The sequence below is a fragment of the Dyadobacter chenhuakuii genome (assembly GCF_023821985.2).
Classification (GTDB): Bacteria; Bacteroidota; Bacteroidia; order Cytophagales; family Spirosomataceae; genus Dyadobacter; species Dyadobacter chenhuakuii.
Map to the genome: position 1 here is coordinate 1512497 of NZ_CP098805.1, position 26902 is coordinate 1539398.

Here is a 26902-nt window from a genome sequence, read left to right on the forward strand (position 1 = left end):
ATTAGAGTTCTATGGAAAATTTAAAACAACAGAAAAACGAAGGAAGATTAATCATTGTAGCCTATCGATTGCCATTTAAAATCATTAAGGAAAACGATCAGGTGCAATTATTCCAAAATTCAGGGGGCCTTGTATCGGCTGTACTCTCCCTGGTTAAAGATAAAAATGGGCCTGTATTCAACGAGGGTGAAAAGATCCAGTGGGTTGGTTTCTCGGAGAACACCAGGGAAGAATTGGAAGGCCAATCGCTTACTAATGATGACTTTCAGGCGCACCCGGTTTTTATTCCGGATGATGTGAATGAAAATTACTACGAGGGTTTCTGCAACAATCTGATCTGGCCGCTATGCCATTATTTTCCTTCCCTCGCGCGGTTCAATGATGAATATTTTGAGGCTTATCAAATTGCTAATAAGCTGTTTTTTGATAAAATTCAGGAAATCATCCAACCGGGTGACGTGGTTTGGGTACAGGATTATCAGCTGATGCTGCTGCCCGAAATGATCCGCAGTAAATTCCCCGATAATAAGATAGGATTCTTTTTCCATATTCCTTTCCCGTCGTTCGAACTGTTCCGCTTGCTGCCCGTTACCTGGCGTAAGGCCATTGTGAATGGAATTTTGGGCGCGGACGTGGTTGGTTTTCATACAAATGACTATGTTGAATATTTCCTGAAAGCAGCGCGGCTTGTGTCGGGCTATGGAAATAAGCTGCATTACATTAACATGAGCAACCGGATCGTGAAAGTGGATTCATTCCCCATCAGCGTAGATTTTGATAAATTCAATGATGCGTACGACGAACCTATGGTTGCAGAGGCGCGCAACGAAGTAAGGCAATCTCTGAATCAGAAGATCATATTTTCGGTGGACAGGCTGGATTATTCCAAAGGCATAATCCACCGGCTGCGCGGTTTTCAGCGTTTTTTGGAAAGATATCCGCAATGGCACGAAAAAGTTTCGTTCGTTATGGTCGTGGTTCCTTCCAGGGACACCATCGAGCAGTATCAGCAGATGAAATCGGAGATCGACCAGACGGTGGGCCGCATTAATGCGGATTATGGAAACATTTACTGGCAACCGATCATATATCAGTATCGCTCAATGCCTTACCATGAACTGGTAGGCATGTACACGGCAAGCGATGTTGCATTGATCACACCTGTCCGCGACGGTATGAATCTTGTTTGCAAGGAATATGTGGCAAGCCGCAAGGACCGGAAAGGTGTGCTGATCCTGAGTGAAATGGCCGGCGCGGCTGCGGAACTCGGAGAGGCATTAATTATTAATCCACTTGATGTCCAGGACATTGCGGACGCCATTAAAATAGCTTTTGAAATGCCCGAAGAGGAACAGACAAAGCGGATGGATGCCATGCGTGAGCGTATCAAAGCGTACGACGTATTTGCCTGGACAGAAGACTTTTTTACCCAAATGACCATGTTAGAACAAGAACACGAGCGCCTGAGACAGGTTTTTCTTACCAATAAAGGCATCGACGCCATTCGTCATGCGTATACATCTGCGACCAATCGTATCCTTTTCTTTGACTACGATGGCACCCTGGCACCAATCGTGCCGGATCCTTCCAAAGCCATTGTATCGGAGGATGTTAAGAAGCTGATCCTGGAAATTGCGAAAAGGGATACGGTCATTATCATCAGCGGACGTGATCGTCATTTTCTGGATAATCTCTTTAAGGACCTTCCTGTTCATATCATTGCCGAACATGGGGCGCTAATACGCACCAAGGGAAGCGACCAGTGGGATTTGAACGAGAGCTATGAAGAAAACTGGAAGGAGAGCATCCGTCCGATCATGGATATTTATGCCAAACGGTGCCCGGGTGCATTTGTTGAGGAAAAAGAAACTTCGCTAGCATGGCACTACCGGACAGCCGATGATAAGGAATATGCACAGAGACGTGCGCAGGAGCTGCTCTGGCAACTCAAAAATTACATTCAACCGGAGCTGAATTTGCAGGTTATCGATGGTAGCAAAGTTGTCGAAGTTAAAAAGACCGCATTTAACAAAGGAACCGCAGCCCGGAGCTTTGTTGAAAATGGGAACTATGACTTTGTACTGGCCATCGGGGATGACACTACGGACGAGGATATGTTCGAAGCGCTTCCCGAAACTGCTTTCACGATCAAGATCGGCGACGATTTGTCCGCAGCCAGAAACCACATTAAAAGCCAGGAAGAAGTTTTCCATTTTCTTAACTTTATGGTTTCATCCATCGCGGAATAAAAAAGACATGCAAGAAGAGCTTCGGCTGCTGCGAAAACTTATAGAATCAGTCAGGCCGCTGAATGACGAAGACTGGGATGCATTTTCGGGAATATGGAAACCGTATACAGCCGGTCGTAAGGAAGTCGTTACGACGGCTGGCCAAACCGAAAATTATTTGTATTTCGTCGTCAAAGGCATTCAGCGGGTTTATTATCTGGACGATCAGCACCGCGAGGCAACACTGGCTTTCATGTACCCGCCTTCGTTTGGTGGCGTTGTGGATTCATTGCTCCTGGGCCAGCCTTCGCGGTATTATTACGAAACACTTACCCCATCAGAATTTCTGCGAGCTCCCGTCAACGACTTGCAAGCAATGATGGCTAAGCACCCGGCAATTGCCGATATGGTCCGGCTTGGCGTAACCCAAACGCTTTCCGGCATCCTGGAAAGACTGGTGGAAGTGCAGTGCTTTTCTTCGGAAGATAAATTCCGGAACTTGCTTCGCCGCAGCCCGCACATATTACAGCTCGTGCCACACAAGTATCTGGCCAATTACCTGGGCATAGACGCAACGAATTTTAGTAAGTTGATAAATAAGGTCAGGATTTGAAATGTTGGTTTTTACCAAAAAATTATCCCGCCGCGGTTCTCATTTTTGCATTATAAAACAATAGCAAAATGAAACCTGTAAACAAAGCAGAACTGCTCCGAAACCTGGAAGATAGGGTAGAGGAGCACATTTCCGAAGCCATTGCCCTCTTTCAGAACCTAAGCAATGCCGATCTGAACAAGCCGTCCCCAACTGGTGGCTGGAGCATAGCACAATGTCTGGACCATCTCAATAGTTATGGAGACTTTTATTTACCACACATTGAAAAAAATTTACTGCACGCAGCAGATGGAAATACTTCGGAGTTCAAAAGCTCCTGGTTTGGCGCATATTTTACCAACATGATGGATCCGGAAACTGGTAAAAAGAAATATAAGGCAATGACAGGTCATATTCCTGCCTCGGATCTGAACGGCCCGAAAGTTGTGGGGGAATTTTTGAGGCAACAGGAAGCATTAATGGACTATATCAGGAAGGCCCGTAATAAGGATCTTGGTGAAATTAACATTCCCATATCCATCTCCAAGCTGATCAGGCTTCGGCTTGGAGATGTGTTTCAGTTTCTGATTGCCCACAATGAGCGGCATATGCAACAGGCAAAACGGAATTTGATGGGCGCAAAAGCGGCAAAAATTGGCTAGGTAAGCGACAGTCCCTTCGGTTCGCTCAGATTTTCCAGCTTTACAAAATGACAAACGTATCCCGCTGAACGTAAGACCGCCTGGATCTTTGAAAAATCAGATAACTCTGAGGTTAGGGTCAATAACAAATCCTGAAAATCGTAAGCCCAGTGCTTCACATTCAGTTGTTTAAGGCAGTCGTGCAATCGCTGGAAGGACTTGTTGTTCTTTATTTTGGTTCGAAATGATATTTTATATGTATTACGCATGTTAGTCGAAATTTATGAAGGGATAGTCCGGAATGAAGCCTGGTCAAGCATTGGAATATTGGCCTACTAACGTTTATCAAAGATGGCGCTTATTTATAATAATTACAAATAAGTAATTGTTAATTTATCTTAAAATGCATTACAAAAAAAAGCTTCACAACTCTTATGCAAGTTGCGAAGCTTTTCTCTAAATAATATTATTGGAATATTAAGATTTTATTAGATTTTTCCGAAGTAAATCATTTCCAGCTACGATCCAGAAAATCAACCCAGTTGCGCCACATGATTTGTTCAATATCCGCAGCCGAGTAACCTCTTCCAGATAAAATCCCGGTTATCGATTGCAGGTCGGCAATGGAATCCAGGTCCATTGGCGATTGTTCTTTTCCATATGCACCATCCAGATCGGAGCCGATCCCGACTTGCAATGCATTTCCTGCAAGCTGGCAGATATGGTCGATATGTTCGGCCACATGCTCGATCTTCAAGCCCATATTTTCCGGGGTCGATTTTCCGCGGATCCAGCCCGGAATCATCATCCACGCATCGAACGCCATGCCGATAACTGCTTTTCTTTCGAGCAGCTCCCTGATCATTTCGTCCGAAAACTGCCTGTTATGCGGCGTAATCTTCCGAACCAGGTTATGACTGGCCCACACAGGACCCTTGAAAATATCCAGCGCCTCCCAGAACGCCGTATCGCACAAGTGTGTCGCGTCCAAAATAATATTCAGCTTTTCCATTTCACGCAGCAGATCTTTCCCTTTTTGCGATAATGGCTGGTCGGAATCTGTCCCGTAAGCGTACACGCCCGGACCATAATGTGCCGGTCCGATCGCCCGCAGGCCGTATTGGTAGGCGATTTCCAGGTTTTTGAGGCTGATAAAGGAATCGGCCCCTTCGAGACTCAGGATATAGCCAATCGGCAGGTTTTCGGTCGACGCCGCATTTTTCCAGAGATCTAAATGTTGATGTAAGCCGGGAAGATCGACAATCTGCACCATTTCACCGGCTTCTTCCATTGCTTTGTACCAAGCGATTTGCGCCTGCGTTTGCGCCCATGCCTGTGCCTGCGAATGCCAGCCTGGAATTTTGCTGTCGGGTTTCACTAAACGGGCGATCTGTGTTGCTACGCACATGCCAATGTTGCCTTTACGCATTTCGGGAAAACTGACAACGCCTTTGCCGCGGTCTGGTTTATCGGTCAGGTTTGCTTCACGTTGTCGGATCGCATTTAAATCCTGGGTAAGGTCCCGGTTCCATTCCACCGCATTCATGGAAAGGTCGAGATGGGCGTCGAAAAGAAACATTTTATTTTGTTTAGGAATTGAATTAAATGGTCAGGCGTCTGTTACGGGCCACGATTTTCCACTCGTCGGTCACTGCTCCGTCTTCAATGACGGAGGCAAAGTCATGCAATGCAACCGTCGGGCAGACGTGATAGGGCAGGGCATAGAGCACATCGCCGATCTCCGTAGCATCCCAAACGTCTTGCGTAACCTGCAAAACGCCATGTTCCTCGCTCTGTCCCATCAATGTATAGCTCGGCAGGTTGAGCAGTTTAAACCTGTTTTCAATCGGACTTTCGGGCGCAATGGCTTTATGACCCAGATCAATGGTGACAATGCCAGCCGTGGGTTTGGACACAACGCGGGTCAGGACCAGTGCTGCGTGCTCGAATGGCTGACTATCAAACCGGTCGCCATAACCCCAGTCCCAAAGCACATTTGTGCCCGGGCTCAGATACACATCCGGGCGCATGGCGTGTACGGTAAATGACGGAGAGCCGCCGGCGATGATCATGGGCGCATTGCCCGTATGGTTTTTGATCAGGTCAAAGAGTGGAAGGACAGTTTCGAATGCTTCATCCACAGCCAGTTTACGATCCGAAAATTCGGGATGACGCAGATGACCATCATACACATGAACGCCGCCGAAGGAAACGTTGGACAGTCCGGAAATGTAACGATATAAGGAAAGCAATGTGACGTCGGTAACGTGTCCCGAACGGTTCATGCCATTATTTACATCAATATATACATTGAAAATAACATCACTGGCAATGCCCAGTTTATTGAGGTCGTCCGTCGACTTCTCGTTGTCGACGAGGGAAGCGAAACTCACATCCTGGAATTTTTCACGCAGAGCCGACAGTCGGGTAATGTTCGGGCCAACCATCTGGTAAGCAAGCAAAATCCATTTTGCACCGGCATCGGCAAGCATTTCGGCTTCTGCGATCGTGGCGCATTTGAACTTACTGATGCCCTGTTCCAGCTGCATTTTTACGATTTCTCCGGATTTATGCGTCTTTACGTGGGGAATAAGCCTGTCGGCGTCACCGGCAATGCTTATCATGCCGCGGATATTGTTTTCGATCCGATCCTTATAGAATAGCAGGGAAGGGGAAATGACTTCGTCGGGGTTGTTAAGTTTGAACCACATATTATTTTTCTTCAAGCTCAAACATCACCTCAATCTCCACCGGAATGTTATCAGGAAGGCTTCCCATTCCCACCGCGCTTCTAACGCCGATTCCGTTTTCTTCGCCCCAGATTTTAGCAAAAAGTTCGCTGCATCCGTTGATGATGAAGGGGTGTTTTTCAAAGTCGGGTGTGCAATTGACCATGCCTAAAATTTTGATTACGCGCTTGATCCGGTTCAGGCTTCCCAGGTTTGCTTTTAAAGTCGACAGGATCGTCAATCCAACCTGGCGCGCTGCCAGCTTTCCTGCGTCTGCGTCCATATCCTTACCGATCCGTCCTTTGATTAATGTTCCGTCATCCTGGACCGTTCCGTGTCCTGAAACGTAAACCCAGCGTTTGTCGACGATCAGAAGAGGCTTGTAAACGCCAAGTGGCTTTGGAGCTGGAGGAAGACTAAGGCCAAGAGCAGCGAAGTTGGATTCAGGGGTGTTGTTCATTTTTATTGAGTGAATGAGCGAATGAGTGAATGACTGAATGTTTTTCTCATTCACTCATTCAAAATTAAACTTCTAAACAAACAAATTTAGTACTAAAACGCCCAGCAATCCCATTATAGACACAATTGTTTCCATAACTGACCAGGTAAGCAGAGTGTCTTTGATGCTTAAATTGAAATATTCTTTGAACAGCCAAAAGCCGCCATCGTTCAGGTGGGAGAACATTAAACTACCTGAACCAATGGACAATACGAGCAGTTCGGGAGAAACATCTGAAGTTACCAGCAACGGCGAAAGTATGCCCACCGTGGTGAGTCCGGCAACGGTTGCTGACCCTACGCAAATGCGGATGATCGCAGCAATCCCCCAGCTTAATATCAGGGGCGAAATGTCGACGCCTTTCAGGCTTTCGGCTATATAAGTGCTTACGCCGCTCGCTGTCATGATTTCTTTGAAAACCCCAGCTCCGGCAATGATCAGCAGGATTACGGATACGCCCTTAAATGCTTCTTCCATGGATTTGCTGACATGCTTCATATTCATTCCGCGACGGATCCCAAGCACATAAGCAGCAAACAATACAGAGATTAACATTCCGAAATAGGGTTCGGCAAGCAGGCCAATGATCTTATTGTCAGGATAAATGCGTTTTACGCCCGACATACTCGTCAGCAAAAATACAGGTAACAGAGCGGTTACCACACTGATTCCCAATCCGGGTAACTCGGCTGTTGGCCGTGGTTTTACATTGAAAAGATCTTCGTCTGGTTTTGGTTGGAAACGTTTCAGGGTGCTGCCGAAAAGCGGCCCGGCTACGGCGATTGCAGGAATGGAGACCATGATCCCGTATAATAATGTTTGTCCGAGATCCGCATTAAGCTGGCTGGCAATGGCGGCAGGCGAGGGGTGGGGCGGAAGATAGCCGTGCGCAACCGACAAAGCGGAAAGCATTGGCACACCCACATATAATAAAGGAAGGCGCGCAGTGGCGCTGATCATGAATATCAAAGGAATGACGATCACAAAACCAGCATTATAGAACAAGGGAATGCCTATCACAAACCCGGCCAGCGCCATGCCCCATTGAATGTATTTTTTCCCGAAAAGCCCGATTAGCGCATCTGTGATCCTTTGTGCCGCTCCGCTGTCCGCAACCATTTTCCCCAACATTGCACCGAAACCGACAATCAAAACAAGGTCGCCTAGTGTTCCGCCAACGCCTTTTTGGATGGCTTTGCTAACCGTCTCCACATCCAGCCCGCTAGCCAGGCCAAGTCCGATGGAGACGAGCAGGAAGGAGATGAAAGTGTCGATTTTGAGCCAGGCAATGAGGGCAATGAGGGCGAGTATGGCAATAAATGTCAGTAATAAAGGCATAATGGAATTGGGAGAAAAGTAAGCATTTAGGTAATAAGCTGGAAGAAACTAAAATTTAATGATAGAAGCCAATTAAGTTTTGAAAGCACATTCTTTCCTTAAAATCCGAAGGATCACCGATATACGAAAGGAATGCTGAAATAGCACAAAAGATAGTTTGTTAGAATGCTTTAAAATAGCGAAATTTGACTTTTTAGAACTTACATTATAGTATTAATTCATTGGGTAGTTGGACTTTTCAGCTGCTCGTTTAAATTTTCGATTCTTTTCTAATTCTTTATGGCAGAATCTTCTGGTGAAAACATTATCCCCATTAATATTGAGGATGAAATGCGTGGAGCATACATCGATTACTCGATGTCAGTTATTATTTCCCGCGCTTTGCCCGACGTTCGCGATGGTTTGAAACCGGTTCACAGGCGTGTGTTATACGGGATGTCGGATTTGGGTGTGAATTACAATCGCTCGCATAAAAAGTCGGCTCGTATAGTAGGGGAGGTTTTGGGTAAGTATCACCCGCATGGTGACTCGTCTGTTTATAATACAATGGTGCGTATGGCCCAGCCGTGGTCGTTGCGCTACCCGCTGGTTGACGGCCAGGGTAACTTCGGTTCGGTGGATGGAGATAATCCGGCGGCAATGCGTTACACCGAAGCAAGACTGAAACGCCTTGCCGACGAGCTGCTGAATGACCTGGGTAAAGACACGGTTGATTTCCAGCCTAACTTCGACGATTCCTTATCCGAGCCGTCGGTTCTTCCCGCTAAATTTCCGAATTTATTGGTCAATGGTTCCTCCGGTATTGCCGTGGGTATGGCCACCAATATGGCACCTCATAACTTATCGGAAGTTATCGATGGAGTCCTGGCTTACATTGACAATAACGAGATTACCATTCCCGAATTGATGGAGCACGTGAAGGCGCCTGATTTTCCAACGGGAGGGATTATATATGGTTACCAGGGCGTTAGGTCTGCTTTTGAAACTGGCCGCGGAAGCATTATTATGCGTTCCAAGGCGTCATTTGAGGTTTCAAAAACAGGTAGGGAGCAAATCATCATTACGGAGATTCCTTACATGACCAATAAAGCCGCGATGATCGAACGCATTGCAGGCCTTATTAATGATAAAAAACTGGACGGCATTTCGGACATCCGCGATGAATCTGACCGGGACGGGATGCGCATTGTTTTTGATTTGAAAAAAGATGCAGTTCCTAATATTGTATTGAACCACTTGTTCAAATACACGCCGCTGCAATCGAGCTTTGGTGTGAACAATGTGGCGTTGGTCAAAGGACGTCCGGTAACGCTTAATCTGAAAGACCTGATCAAGCATTATGTTGATCACCGGATTGTGGTTATCACACGTCGTACCGAGTATGAACTTCGCGAAGCAGAAAAGAGAGCGCATATCTTGCAAGGTTTGCTGATTGCGCTGGATAACCTGGATGCCGTTATTACATTGATCCGTAACGCACGTGATCCGGAAATCGCAAAAACAGGTTTGATGGAGTCGTTTGAACTGAGCGAGATTCAGGCCAAAGCGATTCTTGAACTTCGTCTGCAACGGTTAACAGGTCTTGAAAGAGACAAAATCGTGAAGGAATACGAAGAGATCATGGTTTTGATTACGGATTTGAAAGACATTCTTGCAAATGAATCACGCAAGTATGACATTATCAGAACGGAATTAGGAGAGATTAAAGATCGTTACGGCGACGAGCGCCGTACTAAGATCGAGTTTTCAGCGGAAGAATTCAGCGACGAGGATATGATCCCGGATGACGAAATGCTGATCACAATCTCGAATGAAGGTTATATCAAAAGAACACCATTAGCAGAGTATCGCACGCAGACAAGGGGTGGAGTAGGGTCCCGCGGAGTAAAAACCAAGGATACAGACTTTACCGAACATTTGTTCTCGGCAACGATGCTGAATTACCTGCTGATATTTACCGAATATGGTAAATTGTTCTGGATGAAGGTTTATGAAGTTCCCGAAGGAAGCAAGCAATCCAAAGGCCGCCCGATCCAGAATTTGATCAGCCTGGAAAATGGAGATTCCATTCGTTCAGTGATCAACGTTCGCACATTGTCGGATGCGGATTATATCAACAATAATTACCTCATTATGTGTACGCAGCAGGGCACAATCAAGAAAACTTTGCTGGAAGCATACTCTCGTCCGAGAACAAACGGAATTATTGCAATCTCAATTAACGAAGGCGACAGACTGTTGAATGTTGCGCTTACCAATGGCGACAATGACATCGTTATCGCATCGAGTGCAGGACGTGCTGTTCGTTTCAATGAAAAAGGAGTTCGACCAATGGGCAGAACTGCCGCAGGTGTTCGTGGTATCAATCTGAACGATGCGGATAACAAAGTAATCGGAATGGTTTGTATCAACCGCGAAGATGCCCAGCTGCTTGTTGTTTCTGAAAATGGTTTTGGAAAACGTTCTGCAATAGATAGTTACCGCATTACCAAGCGTGGTGGGAAAGGGGTTTCGACCATGAATGCCACCGACAAAGTGGGTAAATTGGTAGCAATCCGTGAAGTTACTGAGCAGGATGATCTGATGATCATTACCAGAAATGGAATTGCGATCAGAATGAGCGTATTGGACATTCGTCTGGCCGGCCGTAACACGCAGGGGGTTAAGTTGATCCGTCTGAACAATTCGGACGAAATTACTTCGGTTACACGAATCCTGAAAGATCCGGACGAAAAAGCGGAAGAACTGGATGAGAACGGAAACGTAATCCCGTCGGCAGCGATAGAAGGAACTTCGGACATGATCATCGTCTCGGCGGATGAGCAGGCAGAAGAGTTGGATGATGAAGAAGATGTGATTGAAGATGAAGACGACGAAGAAGATGAAAATGATCCTTCTGACGAGCCAGAGGCATGATTTTTGTAAAAATTATTTTAATTGATCTATATTTAGAATTCGAACAATCAATCACAACCAAAGTTTAATATTTATGAAAAAATTGTTTTTTGTGTCTGCACTTAGCCTTTTCAGTATGTCAGCGTTTGCGCAGGACGATGCTGTAAACAAGGCTGTTGTAGACCAGTTTCGTAAGGATAAAGAGAAAAGCGATAAAGACCTGACTGATGCAAAGGCTAGTGCAAAGGCTTCATTCTGGATGGAAAGAGCAAAATTGTATGAAAACATTGCTTTGCAGGGATCAGAAGTAGATTCAAGTGCAGCCAAAACGTCTTTAGAAGCTTACAAAAAGGTTGTGGAGCTTGACAAAACTAAAAAAGGTGAACCTGGTAAGTCTGCGAAGGAAGCTGAAAATGTGCTTGCAGGCGGAGAGGGATCTCAACTTTTCAATGCATTTGTAAAGCAGGGTGCTGAAAAATACCAGGCCAAAAACCTGAACGGTGCTCTTGAAATGTTCACAGCTGCTCAGGAAATCAATAAGAAAGATACGCTGGCTTCGCTTTACGGCGGAATTGCTGCGCAACAGCTTGATAAGAAAGACGTTGCAAGAGAGCAATTCGAAAAATATGCTGCAAATGGCGGTAAAGATCCAAGCGTATTCTACGGATTGGCACAGCTATATCGTGAAGAGAAAAACTTCGACAAAGCGATTGAAGCTTTGAACAAAGGATTAGCGCAGTCGCCAAACAACAAAGACCTGAAAGCAGAAGTTGTTAACATTCTTTTGGCGTCAGGTAATGAGTCTAAGGCGATCAGCGAACTGGAAGCATTGGCACAAGCTGATCCTAAAAATATTCAGAACGTGGTTAACCTTGCAATTCTTTACGATAACATGCAGCGCACTGCTGCGGACAGCGTGAAGCAGTTGAGTGCTAAGATGGGTTCAGGAAGTAAATCAGCTGCAAGTCTGACTAAAAACCTGGAAGCAGAAAAAAGCAAGATCGAAGTTTATGACGGCGAGGTGAAACGTATTGGTGCGTTGATTAAGAAGCAGCCAAAAAATGCGGATCTGAAACGTCAGCTCGCAGATGTAAATGCTAAGAAAAAAGAAACGATCGCAACCATTGCAACAATGGAAGGCGAAGTGAAATCTGCGACGGAAGCTGCACAAAGCAGTGCATCGTCAGGATCTGAAAAACAATTGGCAGACTTGAAAGCGAAGCAAAAAGACGCGAGCGAGAAAGCTATTGCGAACTACAAGAAAGCATTGGAGATCGACGGTGCAAATTATGACGCTTTGTATAACCTTGGTGTTTTCTATTTCAACGAAGCTGTACAATTGAAAGGCGAAGTTGACAATATGAACATGACTGAGTATCAGCAACGCGGCAAAGAAATCGAAGGTCGTGTTTGTGGTAAGTTCAAAAAGGCGAAGCCATATTTTGAAAAAGCTATCCAAGCGAAAGACGAAGCTGAGGCAAAAGATAACTTGACTACTGTAAACGGAGTTCTTGAGCAGTTCGCTGCAAAACAAGTTGCTTGCGTTGAAGAGTAAGAAGTTTATTGATATAATAAATGAAACAAGCGCTGAATAGGCGCTTGTTTCATTTAGCAAAGTCTATTTAACATAATATAAATTATACAACAAATGGGTCCTGAATTTTAGTTCAGGTATATGTCAATTAGAATTCGTTATATCAGTCTAAGATGCGGGATGGGTTGTTCTATTCAATTCTAAGGGCGATCGATTTCGGCTATTTGAAGCTTATTTGACTGATATTGAGCATTAATAGAGGCATTTTTAGATCGGTAAAATGACAATCGTCATTTTGATTTATGCTGCTAAAAGTCAAGAAACGGGCTTTTGGTAAAGAATATTGAAATGAAATCGAGATCGTGTTTAAATGACGATCTCGATTTCATTAAGTTTTCAATCAGGCAATGTCACAGATCTGTACACATTGTTTTAGGGAAGCCAGCGGTTCACGTTTTGGAATAAATTCCTGCGCGACAAAACCTTTATAGCCGGTGTCGACAATGGCCTTCATGATAGCCGGGTAATACAACTCTTGCCCTTCGTCAATTTCATTTCTGCCAGGAACTCCCCCAGTGTGATAATGACCGATGTATTTGTGATATTTTTTGATCGTTGCTATGACATCGCCCTCCATAATGGACATGTGATAAATGTCGTAGAGCAACTTAAAGTTTTCAGAGCCAACCATTTCGCACAAGCCTGCACCCCATGAAGTATGATCGCACATGTAATCTTTGTGGTTCACCTTACTGTTCAGCAATTCCATGATCATAGTAATTCCATGCTTTTCGGCCGAGGGCATTAACCTTCTTAATCCGATTGCACAGTTACGCATACCGTCAATGTCGGACATGCCACGTCGGTTGCCCGAAAAACAAATGACTGTTGAATATCCCGCTTCCTTTAATTTGGGAAAAAGATCTTCGTAGCTTTTTACAAGCTCGTCATGTAATGCAAGATCATTAAAGCCTTTTTCAATTCCCATCCCGGCGCCGTTTGGCAATGCACAGGTCAGGCCATATTTTTTAAGTGTTGGCCAATCTTCTGGACCTAGTAATTCGATGGACGTTATGCCCATTTCCTTACATTCTTTTGCAAAGGTGTCCAGCGGAATTTTGCCATAACACCATTTACAAACCGAATGATTAATCTTGCCATTTAGTTTTGAACCTAAGGCTTTTTCATTTGCAGCAAAAACTTCGGACAGTGAAAGCACGCCGATGCCTGCGGCTAAACTCTTTAATACAGATCGTCTCGTAGACATATAAGTAAGTATTTTAAAATAAATATCAGGCGATGTCACAAATGGTTACACCCTGTTTCAACGATGCGATGTCATCTTTACGGCTTGGAATAAACTCCTGACCTACAAAGCCTTTGTAACCGGTTTCGACGATTGCTTTCATGATCGTAGGGTAATACAATTCCTGCGTTTCGTCAATTTCATTCCGTCCGGGAACGCCGCCTGTGTGATAATGGGCAATGTATTTGTGGTATTTTTTGATTGTCGCAATCACGTCACCTTCCTGAATTTGCATGTGATAGATGTCGTAAAGAAGCTTGAATTTCTCCGAGCCAACCATATCGCAAAGGGCTGCCCCCCACTCTGTCCGGTCGCACTGGTAATCCCGGTGGTTCACCTTGCTGTTGAGCAATTCCATTACCAAAGTTACATTGTGCTTTTCCGCAGTTGGGATTAGTTTTTTGAGTCCGACCGCGCAGTTACGCAAGCCGTCTGTGTCAGACATGCCCCGGCGGTTTCCCGAAAAGCAAATAATTTTGTCATAACCTGCCGCCCGAACTTTTGGGATCACATCTTCAAAACCTTTGATTAGCTCCTCATGGTTAGCTGGATCGTTAAAGCCTTTTTCAATATTTCTGGTCAGGCCCTCGCCCCATGGCAACGCGCAGGTTAGTCCGTGCTTTTTAATGATCGGCCATTCGGCAGGCCCCAGAAGCTCTATGGAAGTTATGCCGATTTTCTTGCAGTCCTGTGCGAAAGTTTCCAGAGGGATCTTCCCATAGCACCATTTACAAACGGAGTGATTGATCTTGCCATTGAGTTTCGGACCTAATGCTTTTTCCGATGCGGCAAATGCTTCTGCCAAAGAAACCGGTAAAGTCATTAATCCCGCGCTGGTGGCAATATTTTTTAAAACAGAACGTCTTTCGATACGTTTCATTTGCATGCAGAAAATTGTGGAACTGGATAAAAAAGTAGTGGTGCAAGGGATTCCCTGCACCACTATATTAAGCTTAATAAAACATAATCTACTCAAAAAATCAATGATCTATTTCCCGCCTTTCGGAGCCGAAGCTTCGGTATAAATCGGGTTATTTTTATTGCCTCCTGACATCAGGTAAGCAACCAGATCTCTTAATTCATTCGGATTCAAACCGTTGATCAAGCCTGGAAGCATGACAGAAACGGTTGACATTTTAGTAGATGCAACCTCTTTTTTGCTGATCTTGCGGATCGTTTTAGAATCAAACGGGTTCTGGGCAATGTAATAAGCGTTAGCATCTTCATTGATCTGACGACCTACAATTGACTCTCCCGATTTCATTGTATAAGCGACTGATCCAAACTGGTCCGAAATCGTTTTGTTCGGATCAATAATTGATTCCAGCATGTCTTTGGCCGAGAAACGTGTTCCGAGTTGTGTCAAATCTGGTCCTACATCATTGCCTTCGCCCTGAATTACGTGGCAACGGTTGCAAAGTACAGCCGAAAAAATCATCTTGCCTTTATCGAAATCGCGGTTAGCAAGGCTGTCCTGAACAAGCGCAACGGCTTCATCCAGCTTCCAGGCACGTCCGGGTCCTTTTGGCGAGTACATTTTTACCAGATCGTTACCGGTGCCGGTAAGTAACTCAGCACCAGACAGTTTGTTATAATAAGCAACCTTATCCTTCGGAACGTTTTTCAATGCCAGTTGTCGCGCCTTGTCTATAAATCCAATGTAGCTGCGACCACCCTGATAGCTGAATGCCTTGGCGAACCATTTGAAATATTGTTCACTCAATTGTGGCGTCCAGCCTGTTTTGGCGCTGCTCAACATGATTGCGTAGAACATCTGCTGTTGTGGCGGCATTTTTTCCAGAAGACCAGCCAAATCAAGACCATATTGAGGGTTTCTCAAAATAAGGTCGGCAGAAGCTGTCACCATTTCATTGTCCTTATCATCAAATTTCTCATTCTTCTGGATCAGCGCAAGCGTTTTTTCAACGGCTTTCGGCGCTTCGAGAGTGATCAGGATTTTGCTTAAAAAACGGTTCTGCAAAGCACTCGGAGATGGATATTTTGGATTCAAGTAAGCGATTACTGCTTGCTTTGTTGCCGCATCCGGCTGTCCTGTGCGGTAAAGCGTCACTTCGACAGCGCGAAGCAGTGCTTGTTTTTGAAGATCATTCAGCTTCGCATAGTCGATCTTGGTAAGTCCGTTTAAAATAGGCCCTCCTACTTTTGTAGAATCTCCTTCGCGCGCCAACGCTATGGATGCATAAATCAATGTTTGCGGGTCTTTTTCAGCATAAACTTTTTGTTCCCATTCTGCAACAGGCTGATGTTCAATTGCTAAGCGTGCTGCAAAGCGCAGGAAACGATCAGGACTTTTCAAATATGGCCATGAAGTTTCTACTGCTTTTGGATCTTTTACTGCATGGAATTTTTCCAGATCTGTGCGTTGCTTGTGTTCTGCCGTAAGCACAGGCTTTACTGTATTTGCACCAGCCGGGATATTTTTGTAGTCTCCATAATACACCCGGTAAAGGTCAGATTCCAGGCGGCGGCCACCGGTTAGGAAATACAATGCGCCATCCGGACCGATTGCTCCGTCTGTAAGAGGAAGTGGTGCTCCTGACAGAAACTCTTCGTGATCTGCCGAGTATGTTGAACCGTTTGGTTTCAAATGCAAACCGTGAACGATACCAAAACTCCAGTCAAATGCCAGGAGCGTGTTTTTGTATTTCGCCGGGAACCTTGCCTCGTTCAGGTAAATGAGGTTTGTAGGCGATCCCTGGCCAATGTTCATGATCGGTGAAAGGAAGTCCGCGAATGCTGGCGACGTGTTGGCTGAGCCTGTTCTCCATCCATAATCACCACCGCTGGTTGCGTGACAAACGCGGGTTGGGCGATACCATGGTGTACCGAAATCCCATTCCATATCCGAATCATAGATGAAAAGATCACCTGCTTCATTGAAAGCAATGTCATACGAGTTACGGTAACCTGCACTTACAAGTTCCCAGGATTTTCCTTCCGGATCCGTTTTCGCGATCCAGCCGCCTGGCGCATGTCTATCAGCTGCGTGTCCGCGAGGGTCTTTGATGAATGGGAAAAGATTGTCATTTTTCCAATTAGGCATCAGCCGATAGCTGTCCATTTTCGGAAGATCGGTGAAGTTACCGGCAACCACATAAAGCGATTTTTTGTCTGGTGAAAGCACAATGCTGTGCGGTCCGTGCTCTCCTTCGCCTTTCAATGGCTTAATCAATGTGATCTTGTCATATTGATCATTACCGTCTGTATCCTGCAACCGGTAAAAACCGCTTCCTTTCGGAAATTTGGTGCTTTCGCGGTTGTTGATCATTACATAAAGGCTGTTAAACGCATATAACAGACCATGCGCATAACCCATTGCCACCTTCGCAGTATCGCCTTCCACTTTCAAAGCTTCCACCTTTGGTTTTTCAGTAGAGCCGATTGGAGGCAATACAAGCCGGAACAAACCGCCATACTGATCAGATGTGATCATCCGTCCTTTGTCATCAAATGTCATGGAAACCCACGAACCATTTTTTTCCTCGGAAGGACTATATAAATGTTCTGCTTTAAAGCCTTCGGGCAGTTTGATTTTATCCACCTTTGAACCCGGCGGACGGTGTTTGGCAGTTCGGTTACTGAGCATAACCCCGCAGAAAACGCCTACTGCAAGCAGCACGGCGAGTGTCATAGGAAGTTTAGACCATTGTTTTTTAGTGTACATTTTACAGCTAAGAGTTAAGTAAATATGAAAAAAGCATTCGTTCAGGGTGAAACTGGAATTTTACATTCTTTAATAAAGCAAATTTAAACTTCAAATAATCTGATAGATACAATATTAAGACGAAACGCTATTTTGACTATCCTGTTGTGTCGGGGAAGTTCAATGAGTGAATGAGTCAATTAGTGAATGACTCAATGAGTGAATGAGTGAATGCATTTAAATGAAAAATGAGTGAATGATGAAATCATTGAATCGCAATTCAAATATTCACTCATTCACTCATTCACTCATTCAACATTGACTCATTCAATCATTAAAAATGCGGCGTTAACGCTGCTTCTACTGCCGGCAGACCGTAATAGTCGTCCAGGACTGTGAATGCGTTTGGCGGAGGAACGGCTCCTTTGGGGAAGTAGTAAGCTTGTGGATTGGCTTTTACTTTTGCCCCATAAGCGCCGATGATCTCCTTCACACGACCGGTGCGGGTGAGGTCGAACCAGCGCTTGTTTTCGAATGCAAGCTCAACACGTCTTTCCTTGAAGATCGCTTCACGCATGGTTGCTTGCGATGTCGCTTTTGTTGCGGCAAGGCCTGCGCGGGTACGAACCTGGTTGAGGTAGGTGGCTGCTTCGGCTGGTTTTCCTAATTCGTTAAGCGTTTCTGCCATGAAGAGCAACACCTCTGAATAACGGTAAACGGGCCAGTTCTGACCAGTGTTGTTATGCAGTGAGTGCGGCTTTGCATATTTTTTGATATACGGATAAGTCTTATTTTCTGCAAGACTTCCGCTCAAAGTCACATAACCAATGGAAATGTCTTTCCGCTTGTCACCTGTTTCATAAGCTGCGATCAGATCCGGCGTAGGAATGTTGTTACTTTCCTGCGAAGTGGCCTGAGGGTTTGACGTGCCCGTAAGCGGCGCGATTTCAGTTGCGGAAATTGGCGAAGGGATAAAACGATAAATCTGATTACCATTGTACCCGGCCGATCCTTCCATATACTGGATCTCAAACACCGATTCTGCATTGTTCTTGTTTGCAGTCGTTGTCGAGAATGCATTGGTATAATCCGGCATCAGCGAATAGCCGTCGTTTGTGATCACATCCTTTAACACCGGTTCGGCCAAAGCCCATTTTTTCTGGGTAATGTAAAGGTTGGCCAACAATGTTTTCGCAGCACCCGAAGTGGCACGGCCTGCTTCCTGTTTTGCTTTATTCAGCAACAGGCCACCCGCTTCTTTTGCGTCCTTTTCTATTTGTGCATAAATCTCTTCGGTGCTGGCCAGCGGCGATGCAGCATCTTCACGTCCGACAACAGGCACAAGGTGAAGCGGCACTTTTCCGAACAGCCGCACAAGGTCAAAGTATGCAAATGCCCTTAGGAACAACGCCTGACCTTTCAGGTTTTTCTTGCGATCTTCTGCGAAATCCACACCGTCAATCAGTGCGAGAATTTGGTTCGCTCTTGCAATAATCTGATAATTAAGACGATACTGAACCAGTACGTTGTCATTTGCAGTAACACCTCCCGCAGTCGGAACCGCGAAGTCGGCAACGTTTTCAGTTGCGTCCACCGCACCGTAGAGGGTGTTTCTTGCATAATACGTATTATCCGAATGCATTTCCTCCAACACCCAGGCACGTTCGTTGTACATCTGGCGGAACGGAACATAGGCAGCATTGACAGCCTGTTGAAAATCCGATTCCGTTTTGAAAAATATTCCGTAGCTCAATGCCGTTTCCGGGATAACAGTCAGGAATTCTTCGCGGCATCCTGCTAACGCAAATGTCAGGAACCAGGTCGCTATATATCTTTTTTTCATCTTCTGATAATTAATATTGAATTGAATGTTGGCTGGCTTAGAAATTCATGTTCACACCCAATGTCCATGTACGTGGAACCGGATAATTCGAGAAATCCACACCCTGGCTCAGGTTACCACCGTCACCATTACCATCACCTTGTGCACTGGTTTCAGGGTTAGGTCCGCCCCAGTATTTGGTGAAAACATAAACCTGCTGGATTGAACCGTAAACACGGGCATTCTTGAAAAACTTATTCACCTTACCAATGTTGTAGCCGATTGTAATGTTCTTGATCGTGAAATAAGAAGCGTCCGCTACAAAGTGCGAGCTGTTCCAGTCTCTCTCGATACCCGTGTAGTTACCGCCATTGTTAGTTGCTCCGTACATTCCATTACCCTCGCTGATCACCGTAGTCGCAACACCGATTCCATTAACTGTTGTGTTTTTAACACGGAAACGATCTTTTACGCCCGCCACCATGTTGAATACACCGTCGAGGTTGGCCGTGCTGTAAAGGTGACGCACCCAAAGTTCGTTGCCATACGAGCCCGATCCTGCAATAGAGAAATCCCAGTTGCCATATTTCAGATCGTTAACGATTCCGTAAGTAAATTTAGGAAATGGGTTACCGATAATGGTACGGTCATCTGCGTCGCCGCCGTATGTAATGGTGCCATCGCCATTCACATCTTTTAGTTTGATTGTTCCGATTGCTGAACGTCCGGGAATGATCGGCGAGTTAGCCAAATCTTCTGCGCTCCTGTAAAACCCTTCTTTCACCATTCCGTAAAACTGACCAAACGGTTGACCAACCTGTGTGATGTGGAATGATCCGTAAACACGATCGATGCCTGGTGCAAGTTCCATTACCTTATTTCTATTGAAAGAAATGTTGGCATTGGTTGTCCATTTCAGCTTTCCATCCAGGTTTCTGGTTGTCAAAGAAAATTCATGGCCCCAGAATTTGATCTCACCAATGTTGTCATTGTAGAATGGGAAACCCGATTCCTGCGGAACCTGTACAGCATAAAGCAAATTAGTAGTCCGCTTCGTGTAGAAGTCATAAATGAACTGAATCCGGTCGTTGAATAAACCCAAGTCAAGTCCAATGTCAAATTGCTTGGTTGTTTCCCAGCCCAGGTTTCTGTTTGCCAAAGATGATACAACAGCACCAGTAGCCACATTTCCACCGAAAACAGCATTGGTAGTGTTGTTCACAAGCGCATATTGTGTGTAGTTACCAATGTTGTTGTTACCAATCACACCAAAGCTACCACGTACTTTCGCAAAGGAAACTTGTCTTACATTTTTAAGAAATTCTTCGTCAGATACGACCCAACCCGCAGATGCAGACGGGAATGTTCCCCAAAGGTTATCTGATCCGAAACGCGACGAACCGTCCGCACGCACAGCGGCAGTGAACAGATATTTGCCTTTGTAATTGTAGGAAAGACGGGATAGATAAGACGTCAATGCCCACTCGTTTGCACCGGTTTGTGTTCCGCCGCGGTTGATGTTGATCGCTCCCTGAACAGTTGGAAGTCTGTCATCCGTGTAAGTATCAGCCTGGATACGCGTAAAATCCTGACGGTAACGCTGCTGGGTATATCCCGCCAGTAATTCAAAGTTATGATCTCCGAAGCTGCGGTTGTAAACAGCCGTGTTCTCATTCAGCCAGCCCACGTTTTCCAGACTTTGGCGGATAGAAACAGCCGTTGTCGGGATTGCTACGTTAATATTACTGGTTGCCGTTGAAGGGTTGAAAAAGAAAAATTTGTTATTCTCGTATTCAATATTCAATGTAGCCCTCAATTTCAGTCCCTTAATCGGACTGTAAACAAGATATGTATTACCTAGTAATTTGGTGTTCTTGTTTTCGTTAGTTAACTCTTCTGCTGCCCGCACCCAGTTTGGATACTGGAAAATGTTTCCGGTTCCCTCTGGAAAGGTGTTTACCTTAGTCAATTGACCATTTTCATCACGAATCGGCATAACCGGCCATGTATGCAATGCATTGAAAAGGATACCTGTCCCGCGGTCGCCATCGGTTCTCGGGGTGTTATCAAAAATATACTGAGGAGCAATGTTGAAGCCGATCTGTATCTTATCGGAAACGTCGTACTCAGAATTCATCCGTAGTGAATATCTTTTGTAATCGTTATTTACAACGACACCTTTTTGATTGAATATCCCCGCAACCAACGACGTTTTTAATTTGTCCTTATTGGAAGTGATTGTAAGGTTGTAACTCTGGATCGGTGCATTGCGCAAAACTGCATCATACCAGTCGTTATCTTTGTTTGCATATTGCTCTGGATTCTTAAATGCTTCCGGAACGGCTTTGTTCTCGTCCTCGAAAAGCTCCTTTTTGAACTGAGCAAATTCCTGAGCTGTCAGCATTTCCACGCGGCCTTTTTTAGGTACATTCTGGATACCGTAGTAAGCGGTAAATCCCACATTGGTTTCACCTGGCTTGCCGCGTTTCGTTGTGATAAGCACAACGCCGTTGGCTGCACGCGAACCGTAAAGAGAGGTCGAGGCTGCGTCTTTCAATACAGAAATATCTTCAATCTCATCCGGGTTCAATGCACCAATGTTACCAGTGATCGGGAAACCGTCAATAACATATAACGGGTCGCTACCCGCAGAAACCGAAACCTGACCACGAACACGAACCGACATTCCCTGCCCTGGCTTACCGGTGGTTTGGTTGATCTGCACACCAGCAAGGCGTCCTTGCAGTTTTTGCGTGATCTGGGAAACGGGCACGTCCTTAATGTCTGCCGCGCTAACTGTCTGAACAGCCCCTGTAATTTCTCTCTTTAACTGGCTACCATAACCTACAACAACCACTTCGGTGAGTGCTTTGGAGTCTGTTGCAAGGGTTACGTCGATGGTTGCACCGGAACCAATCGCAACTTCCTGAGACAGAAAGCCTACCGAAGAAAAAATCAATGTTCCGCCTGCATCAGGCACATTAATCGTGTAGGATCCTTCGGCGTCGGTAACGGTACCGGTCGTAGATCCTTTGAGTACAATGCTTACGCCAGGGACTTTTTCGCCGGCTTCATCGCTAACCTTACCTTTAATGGTTTTGTCAACGGAAATGTTTTTGTTATTAAATACAGGATTAGGCGTAAAAAGCGGAGTTGCAACAGCCGAAATTCCGCAAGCAGTCCCAATGAGCACTTGACTCAGTGAAAGCTTGATCAGGGAATTCAACCGGGCACAATAGGATGATTGTCGAGATTGATTCATAAAAAGAAATTTTAGGTTTAGTGACTAGCAGGGGCTGGACCGTTCTCTCTTTGTTGACGGCGCGGAGGTTTGTTCATGTTTTCATACGAATATGGGTTAGGTGAATAGCTTGTAAGGGTTTAGGAATTGGTAAGGCGGATTGAAAGAACCGGATTGTCATATTTGTATAGGACAATAATTAATTCTTATAGTAATATATTGCAATACTAGGAGGATTGATACAACGGACTATCCTGCTCTGTCTGGTTTTAATTAATATTTAATTAGCAGGACTTTTTTGGATATAACTCATAAAAAAATCGCCAGGCAGATACCACCCGGCGATTTTGACTCAGTTTAACTATTATGACAATAACTCCATCACTGCTTTTCCTTTCCCGTCGGGTGTAGTGTAAAACGGTCGTTTTTCTACTTCATACTGCGTGTCTTCCGCAATGCCGAGGGCGTGATAAATGGTCTGGTGAACGCCGTCTATCTTGATCGGATTTTCGATGGTTTTGCACGGACGTTCGTCTGCGGTCTTTCCATAAACAAACCCTTTCTTGATCCCGCCGCCGAACATTAACATGGAGCCGCCGTCTGTAAAATGACGGTGCATTCCGTAGAATTTCAGGTCTGAAAGAATGTCGGGCTGCTGCACCTGTTCCAGTACTTTGGCGTCTGGCTTGCCTTCCACCATCATATCACGGCTGAATTCACTGGCCAGTACCACCATTGTCCGGTCAAGCAAGCCCTGTTTATCGAGGTCTTTGATCAATTGCGCAATCGGCCCGTCGATTTGCTTTTTCATCTCCTGCAATCTCGTATGGCCGTTCTCATGCGTATCCCATCCTTTAAATGGCTCATATTCAGTTGTTACGCTGATGAACCTTGCTCCTTGCTCTGTAAGACGGCGGGCCAGTAAGCATCCCAGGCCAAATTTGCCTGTGTTGTAAATGTTATAGCTCTCTTTTGGTTCGGTACTAAGATCAAATGCTTTGGATTCGGGTGAGTTCAGCAATGCATATGCCTGCTCCATGGACCTTTTCAACGATTCACGCTGGTAATCGCTGCCGAATTCCCCTACCGGGCTGTTATTGATGAGCTCATTATAAAGCTGGTTCCTGCGCTCAAACCGTTTTGCGTCCATACCCACCGGCGGCCGCACGCTTTCGAGGCCCTGGCTTGGGTCCGGAATAAAGAACGGACCGAACTCGTTGCCCAGAAATCCTGCCGTATGAAAGGCCTTTAATTCTTCTGCTTCCCCGACAGTGAACCGCTGTCCAATGTCCACAAACGCGGGGATCACCGGATTTTTTGGACCCAGTTCTTTGGCTATCCAGGAACCCATATGCGGAGCTGCCACTGTCTGCGGTGGCTCGTAGCAAGTGTGCCAGTGATACTGATGCCGGGAATGTAAAATGTGTCCCATATCCGCCGCCACATATGAGCGGATCAATGTGCCCTTATCCATCACTTTTCCAATAGACTGTAATCCGTCGGAAAAATGGATGCCATCCAAAACAGTAGGAACTGACTTGAAAGTGCTGAGCACGCGGTTGCCTTCCATGTCCTTTTCGAACGGCGTATAAAGCTTCGGGTCGAAAGTTTCTGTGTGCGCCATGCCGCCAGCCATCCACAATAAAATGACGGTGTCGGCCGAAGATTCTGGTCCGGATATGCTTTTGCAAGATGAAAGAATGTTTGATACAGGTGCTCCCGCGGCCAGCGCTGCCATTGTGGCGGCACTCGCTCTCTGCAAAAATTCTCTCCTATTCCAGGTAGTGTTCATCTCTAATGATTTTTTATTAGCTCACTATTAACACATTATCATTTTTACATCACATATTAATAATACTTTTTGTATTTATGTTATGTATTAAAAATAAATAAAGTAATGTATTATACTATGTATGCTAAGTACTAATTGATTTATGCTTTTGAAAAATACTTAACATTTAAACCTTAATAAATTAACTGAAACTCGGGAACGAGCGCTATCGCCCAAACCAGATCCTGGATACTCTCCTCATTTGGTGCCGGACCCAGGATTCGTTTTGCTGCCGCCAGCTCTTTTGCGAGTGGTGTCCGTCCTAGTGCATTCTGATAAAGTGCCGTGACGAGTGAATCAGAAGTTGGATATTTCTCCTTCCAGATCTTCGAGCCTTCCTTCAATGTGTTCGTGAACTTGCTTCCATTTGTTAGCTCCAATGCCTGCAATAAATTGGCTTGCGAAGTCCGTGAAGTGCTCACAGTTTCCCGGTTCGGACGACCGAGTGAAGTCTGGAACGGGTCGTTTTTCACGAAGGCAGCGCGGGCAAATGGCAGGCGTTTCTTGATATCTTTTGGAAGCAGTTTATACACGATTGCCGAATCGGCATACATGGGATTGAATGCCGTGCTGATGGCGTCGGAGAACTGCTCGGCGGTGAGCCTTCTTCTCACCATGCCGGTGAACTTGTAGTCGTTGGCCATAATGTCGGCTGCCTCTTTAACGGATGAGGAAGGAAGCTGATATGTCCTTGATGTGACAATGGTGTAGATCAATTTTTTCATGTCGTAACCATTGGCAACGAAATCCGAGGAAAGCCAGTCGAGCAAGTCTTCACTCCATGGCATGTTGTCCATCATGTCCACGGGTTCGACAATGCCGCGGCCGAGCAGCTGCGCCCAGACCCGGTTAACGGCGGTGCGGTAAAGCCGGCCGTCTTTGGGTTGTACCAGAAAGTCGGCGAGTTCGCGCAATCTTTTTTCGGTGCTTGCATTTACGCTGATTTCGCCCAGTTCCGGGAAGAGCATTTTTGTTCCGGCAATTGTTCCGGTCGGTTTGTCGCAGCGGTTAATTTCAAGTAATGTATCGGCGAAGATGTTTGCGAATGCGTAAGAGTCGGCGAGCTTCCAGTCGCTGATGAAGCTGTCGTGGCACGACGCACATTTAAGGTTAAGTCCCAGGAAAATCTGCGACACATTCTGCGCGGCCTGCATTTCGGTGCGCTGACTGGAATTGATCGTCCCGCGCCATTTGATTCCCTTAATAAAACCTTCCGAACCTTTGACCGGGCTAATCAGCTCTTTCACAAACCAATTGTATGGTTTATTAACCTGCAAAGATGAGTAGAGCCATTTGGTAATGTCAAACCTGCCGCCCGTAATGTATCCCGTTCCGGAATAGTCGTTCCGAAGGGCATCATTCCAGAACGACATCCAATGCTGAGCGTAGTCATCTGAACGGTTCAGGAGTTCTTTTGCCAGCAGTTCTCTTTTATCGGGCCGTTCGTCCGCAACGAATGCTTCCACCTTTTCAGGCGGCGGCAATAAACCGATAATGTCCAGGTAAACCCTGCGAATGTAAATGCGGTCGTTGACCGCCGGTTTCCAGGCGATTTTGTTTTTTTGAAAATATGCATTAACCAAACGGTCAACTGGAAGTACGATGTCGCCGCTCGCGGCCGGAAGGACGGGCGTCCGCGGTTCGAGGGCAGCGACGCGGTAGATGCTTTTTTGCTTACCATCCGGCCATAATGCGCCTTTTTCAACCCAATATTTAAGCACTTTGATTTCTCTTTCAGTAAGCCGCTTGCCCTTGGTCGGCATGGCTTCCTTATCGCCTTTGGGAAGGGAAATGCGCCTGATTATTTCGCTTTTATCGGGGTGATCAGGAACAACGACAACGCCATTCTCTCCCCCTTTCATGATAGCATCCTTGCTATCCAGTCGCAGATCGCCTTTGGATTTTGCTTCGCCATGGCAGCTGTAACAGTTGTGAGCTAAAATCGTCCTGACTTCCACATTCAGGTCCTGAACCTGCTGCGGGTTAAGCGCTCCATTGTTCGTAAGCACAAAGTCGGCTGGATCTTCGTTGGATTGTTCCTGCTCAGGCTCCACAGATGATGGCATGACGCTGGTAAGGTAATCGTCGCCATGCGTGATCATGGCACCATAGTGGCCCGCCAGGGAAACGCCAAAAACGGTCACGAATAGCAGCGAGCGGTAAATGTTCCTGTTGGCATTGCGTAGCGAAATCGTCGCCAGGATAGCCAGCCCCAATGTGATGAAGCCGGCCCAGCGGTGAATTTCAAATGTCTCTCCCTGCGATTGTTCTGCGTCCGACAGTAACAAACCGAATGTGACGGATAAAGCGGCGCTTGCAACGCCGATCCATGTCATAATGTTGACCGCGTCACGCAGGCGTGCTGATTTTCGTTTCCAGTCTATTAATTCCAGAATCAATGCGACGAATAGCAATCCAATGGGAAAATGGACCATCATGGGATGCAATCGTCCTAAAAATTGCCAAAGCCAGAAAGTTTCGGTTGCTTCAAGTAACACAATGCGGAAGATTAGTGGATTAGGAATTTGGTACAGGCATCGGCCTGTAATGTTATACAATACTAGAACGAATCGGTTGTCAGA

The 26902-nt window shown here is 45.8% G+C and carries 17 protein-coding genes; 5 read left to right on the plus strand and 12 right to left on the minus strand.

Annotation, left to right across the window (positions count from 1 at the left end):
- The first annotated feature begins 11 nt into the window (after positions 1-11).
- The 3 genes from NFI80_RS06415 to NFI80_RS06425 all read left to right on the plus strand — a co-directional run bounded on the left by NFI80_RS06415 (position 12) and on the right by NFI80_RS06425 (position 3482).
- Positions 12-2249 carry a bifunctional alpha,alpha-trehalose-phosphate synthase (UDP-forming)/trehalose-phosphatase gene (locus NFI80_RS06415; RefSeq protein WP_235163749.1) on the plus strand — a complete coding sequence of 746 codons (2238 nt, stop codon included), beginning with the start codon at positions 12-14 and terminating at the stop codon, positions 2247-2249.
- Between the two features lie 7 nt (positions 2250-2256).
- Positions 2257-2841, plus strand: coding sequence for a Crp/Fnr family transcriptional regulator (locus tag NFI80_RS06420; RefSeq protein WP_235158659.1), 585 nt, complete (start codon positions 2257-2259; stop codon positions 2839-2841).
- 68 nt (positions 2842-2909) lie between these two features.
- A complete protein-coding gene (locus tag NFI80_RS06425) occupies positions 2910-3482 on the plus strand; it encodes a DinB family protein (RefSeq protein WP_235158660.1) in 573 nt (190 codons plus the stop codon).
- Here the strand turns inward: NFI80_RS06425 and NFI80_RS06430 are convergent.
- The 5 genes from NFI80_RS06430 to NFI80_RS06450 form a co-directional block, all read right to left on the minus strand.
- Positions 3479-3730: a hypothetical protein gene (locus NFI80_RS06430; RefSeq protein ID WP_026632066.1), complete on the minus strand. Its 252-nt coding sequence runs from the start codon at positions 3728-3730 to the stop codon at positions 3479-3481. The genes NFI80_RS06425 and NFI80_RS06430 overlap by 4 nt on opposite strands.
- 239 nt (positions 3731-3969) lie before the next feature.
- On the minus strand, positions 3970-5040 hold the full coding sequence (locus NFI80_RS06435) for a dipeptidase (RefSeq protein ID WP_235158661.1): 1071 nt from the start codon (positions 5038-5040) through the stop codon (positions 3970-3972).
- Between the two features lie 22 nt (positions 5041-5062).
- On the minus strand, positions 5063-6172 hold the full coding sequence (locus tag NFI80_RS06440; RefSeq protein ID WP_235158663.1) for a D-TA family PLP-dependent enzyme: 1110 nt from the start codon (positions 6170-6172) through the stop codon (positions 5063-5065).
- A gap of 1 nt (position 6173) precedes the next feature.
- Positions 6174-6650 carry a RidA family protein gene (locus NFI80_RS06445; protein WP_235158664.1) on the minus strand — a complete coding sequence of 159 codons (477 nt, stop codon included), beginning with the start codon at positions 6648-6650 and terminating at the stop codon, positions 6174-6176.
- Positions 6651-6722: 72 nt separating this feature from the next.
- On the minus strand, positions 6723-8027 hold the full coding sequence (locus NFI80_RS06450; RefSeq protein WP_235158665.1) for a gluconate:H+ symporter: 1305 nt from the start codon (positions 8025-8027) through the stop codon (positions 6723-6725).
- Positions 8028-8306: 279 nt separating this feature from the next.
- Between NFI80_RS06450 and gyrA the strand changes: the two genes are divergently transcribed.
- On the plus strand, positions 8307-10943 hold the full coding sequence (gene gyrA, locus NFI80_RS06455) for a DNA gyrase subunit A (protein ID WP_233798370.1): 2637 nt from the start codon (positions 8307-8309) through the stop codon (positions 10941-10943).
- Positions 10944-11016: 73 nt separating this feature from the next.
- Entirely contained in the window at positions 11017-12477 is a 1461-nt protein-coding gene (locus NFI80_RS06460; RefSeq protein ID WP_233798371.1) for a tetratricopeptide repeat protein, read from the plus strand.
- Between the two features lie 379 nt (positions 12478-12856).
- Here the strand turns inward: NFI80_RS06460 and NFI80_RS06465 are convergent, their stop codons facing one another.
- The 7 genes from NFI80_RS06465 to NFI80_RS06495 all read right to left on the minus strand — a co-directional run bounded on the left by NFI80_RS06465 (position 12857) and on the right by NFI80_RS06495 (position 26758).
- Positions 12857-13723, minus strand: a complete 867-nt coding sequence (locus tag NFI80_RS06465) for a hydroxypyruvate isomerase family protein (RefSeq protein WP_235163748.1) — start codon at positions 13721-13723, stop codon at positions 12857-12859.
- Positions 13724-13748: 25 nt separating this feature from the next.
- Complete coding sequence (locus NFI80_RS06470; protein WP_235163747.1) at positions 13749-14642, minus strand: hydroxypyruvate isomerase family protein; 894 nt, start codon at positions 14640-14642, stop codon at positions 13749-13751.
- Between the two features lie 108 nt (positions 14643-14750).
- Positions 14751-17447 (minus strand): c-type cytochrome, encoded by a 2697-nt coding sequence (locus NFI80_RS06475; protein WP_233798374.1) that lies wholly within the window; start codon positions 17445-17447, stop codon positions 14751-14753.
- Positions 17448-17760: 313 nt separating this feature from the next.
- Complete coding sequence (locus NFI80_RS06480) at positions 17761-19269, minus strand: RagB/SusD family nutrient uptake outer membrane protein (protein ID WP_235163746.1); 1509 nt, start codon at positions 19267-19269, stop codon at positions 17761-17763.
- 37 nt (positions 19270-19306) lie between these two features.
- Positions 19307-22510 (minus strand): SusC/RagA family TonB-linked outer membrane protein, encoded by a 3204-nt coding sequence (locus tag NFI80_RS06485; protein WP_235163745.1) that lies wholly within the window; start codon positions 22508-22510, stop codon positions 19307-19309.
- Between the two features lie 343 nt (positions 22511-22853).
- On the minus strand, positions 22854-24281 hold the full coding sequence (locus NFI80_RS06490; RefSeq protein WP_235158676.1) for a DUF1501 domain-containing protein: 1428 nt from the start codon (positions 24279-24281) through the stop codon (positions 22854-22856).
- A gap of 173 nt (positions 24282-24454) precedes the next feature.
- Complete coding sequence (locus tag NFI80_RS06495; protein ID WP_235163888.1) at positions 24455-26758, minus strand: DUF1549 domain-containing protein; 2304 nt, start codon at positions 26756-26758, stop codon at positions 24455-24457.
- Between the last annotated feature and the right edge of the window lie 144 nt (positions 26759-26902).

Coding starts and splice junctions, on each gene's coding strand:
- NFI80_RS06470 (WP_235163747.1), bottom strand. CDS start 14,642: ATGAAACGTATCGAAAGACGTTCTGTTTTAAAAAATATTGCCACCAGC.
- NFI80_RS06450 (WP_235158665.1), bottom strand. CDS start 8,027: ATGCCTTTATTACTGACATTTATTGCCATACTCGCCCTCATTGCCCTC.
- NFI80_RS06445 (WP_235158664.1), bottom strand. CDS start 6,650: ATGAACAACACCCCTGAATCCAACTTCGCTGCTCTTGGCCTTAGTCTT.
- NFI80_RS06475 (WP_233798374.1), bottom strand. CDS start 17,447: ATGTACACTAAAAAACAATGGTCTAAACTTCCTATGACACTCGCCGTG.
- NFI80_RS06480 (WP_235163746.1), bottom strand. CDS start 19,269: ATGAAAAAAAGATATATAGCGACCTGGTTCCTGACATTTGCGTTAGCA.
- NFI80_RS06465 (WP_235163748.1), bottom strand. CDS start 13,723: ATGTCTACGAGACGATCTGTATTAAAGAGTTTAGCCGCAGGCATCGGC.
- NFI80_RS06435 (WP_235158661.1), bottom strand. CDS start 5,040: ATGTTTCTTTTCGACGCCCATCTCGACCTTTCCATGAATGCGGTGGAA.
- NFI80_RS06485 (WP_235163745.1), bottom strand. CDS start 22,510: ATGAATCAATCTCGACAATCATCCTATTGTGCCCGGTTGAATTCCCTG.
- NFI80_RS06415 (WP_235163749.1), top strand. CDS start 12: ATGGAAAATTTAAAACAACAGAAAAACGAAGGAAGATTAATCATTGTA.
- NFI80_RS06420 (WP_235158659.1), top strand. CDS start 2,257: ATGCAAGAAGAGCTTCGGCTGCTGCGAAAACTTATAGAATCAGTCAGG.
- NFI80_RS06425 (WP_235158660.1), top strand. CDS start 2,910: ATGAAACCTGTAAACAAAGCAGAACTGCTCCGAAACCTGGAAGATAGG.
- NFI80_RS06490 (WP_235158676.1), bottom strand. CDS start 24,281: ATGAACACTACCTGGAATAGGAGAGAATTTTTGCAGAGAGCGAGTGCC.
- NFI80_RS06440 (WP_235158663.1), bottom strand. CDS start 6,172: ATGTGGTTCAAACTTAACAACCCCGACGAAGTCATTTCCCCTTCCCTG.
- NFI80_RS06430 (WP_026632066.1), bottom strand. CDS start 3,730: ATGCGTAATACATATAAAATATCATTTCGAACCAAAATAAAGAACAAC.
- NFI80_RS06495 (WP_235163888.1), bottom strand. CDS start 26,758: ATGATGGTCCATTTTCCCATTGGATTGCTATTCGTCGCATTGATTCTG.
- gyrA (WP_233798370.1), top strand. CDS start 8,307: ATGGCAGAATCTTCTGGTGAAAACATTATCCCCATTAATATTGAGGAT.
- NFI80_RS06460 (WP_233798371.1), top strand. CDS start 11,017: ATGAAAAAATTGTTTTTTGTGTCTGCACTTAGCCTTTTCAGTATGTCA.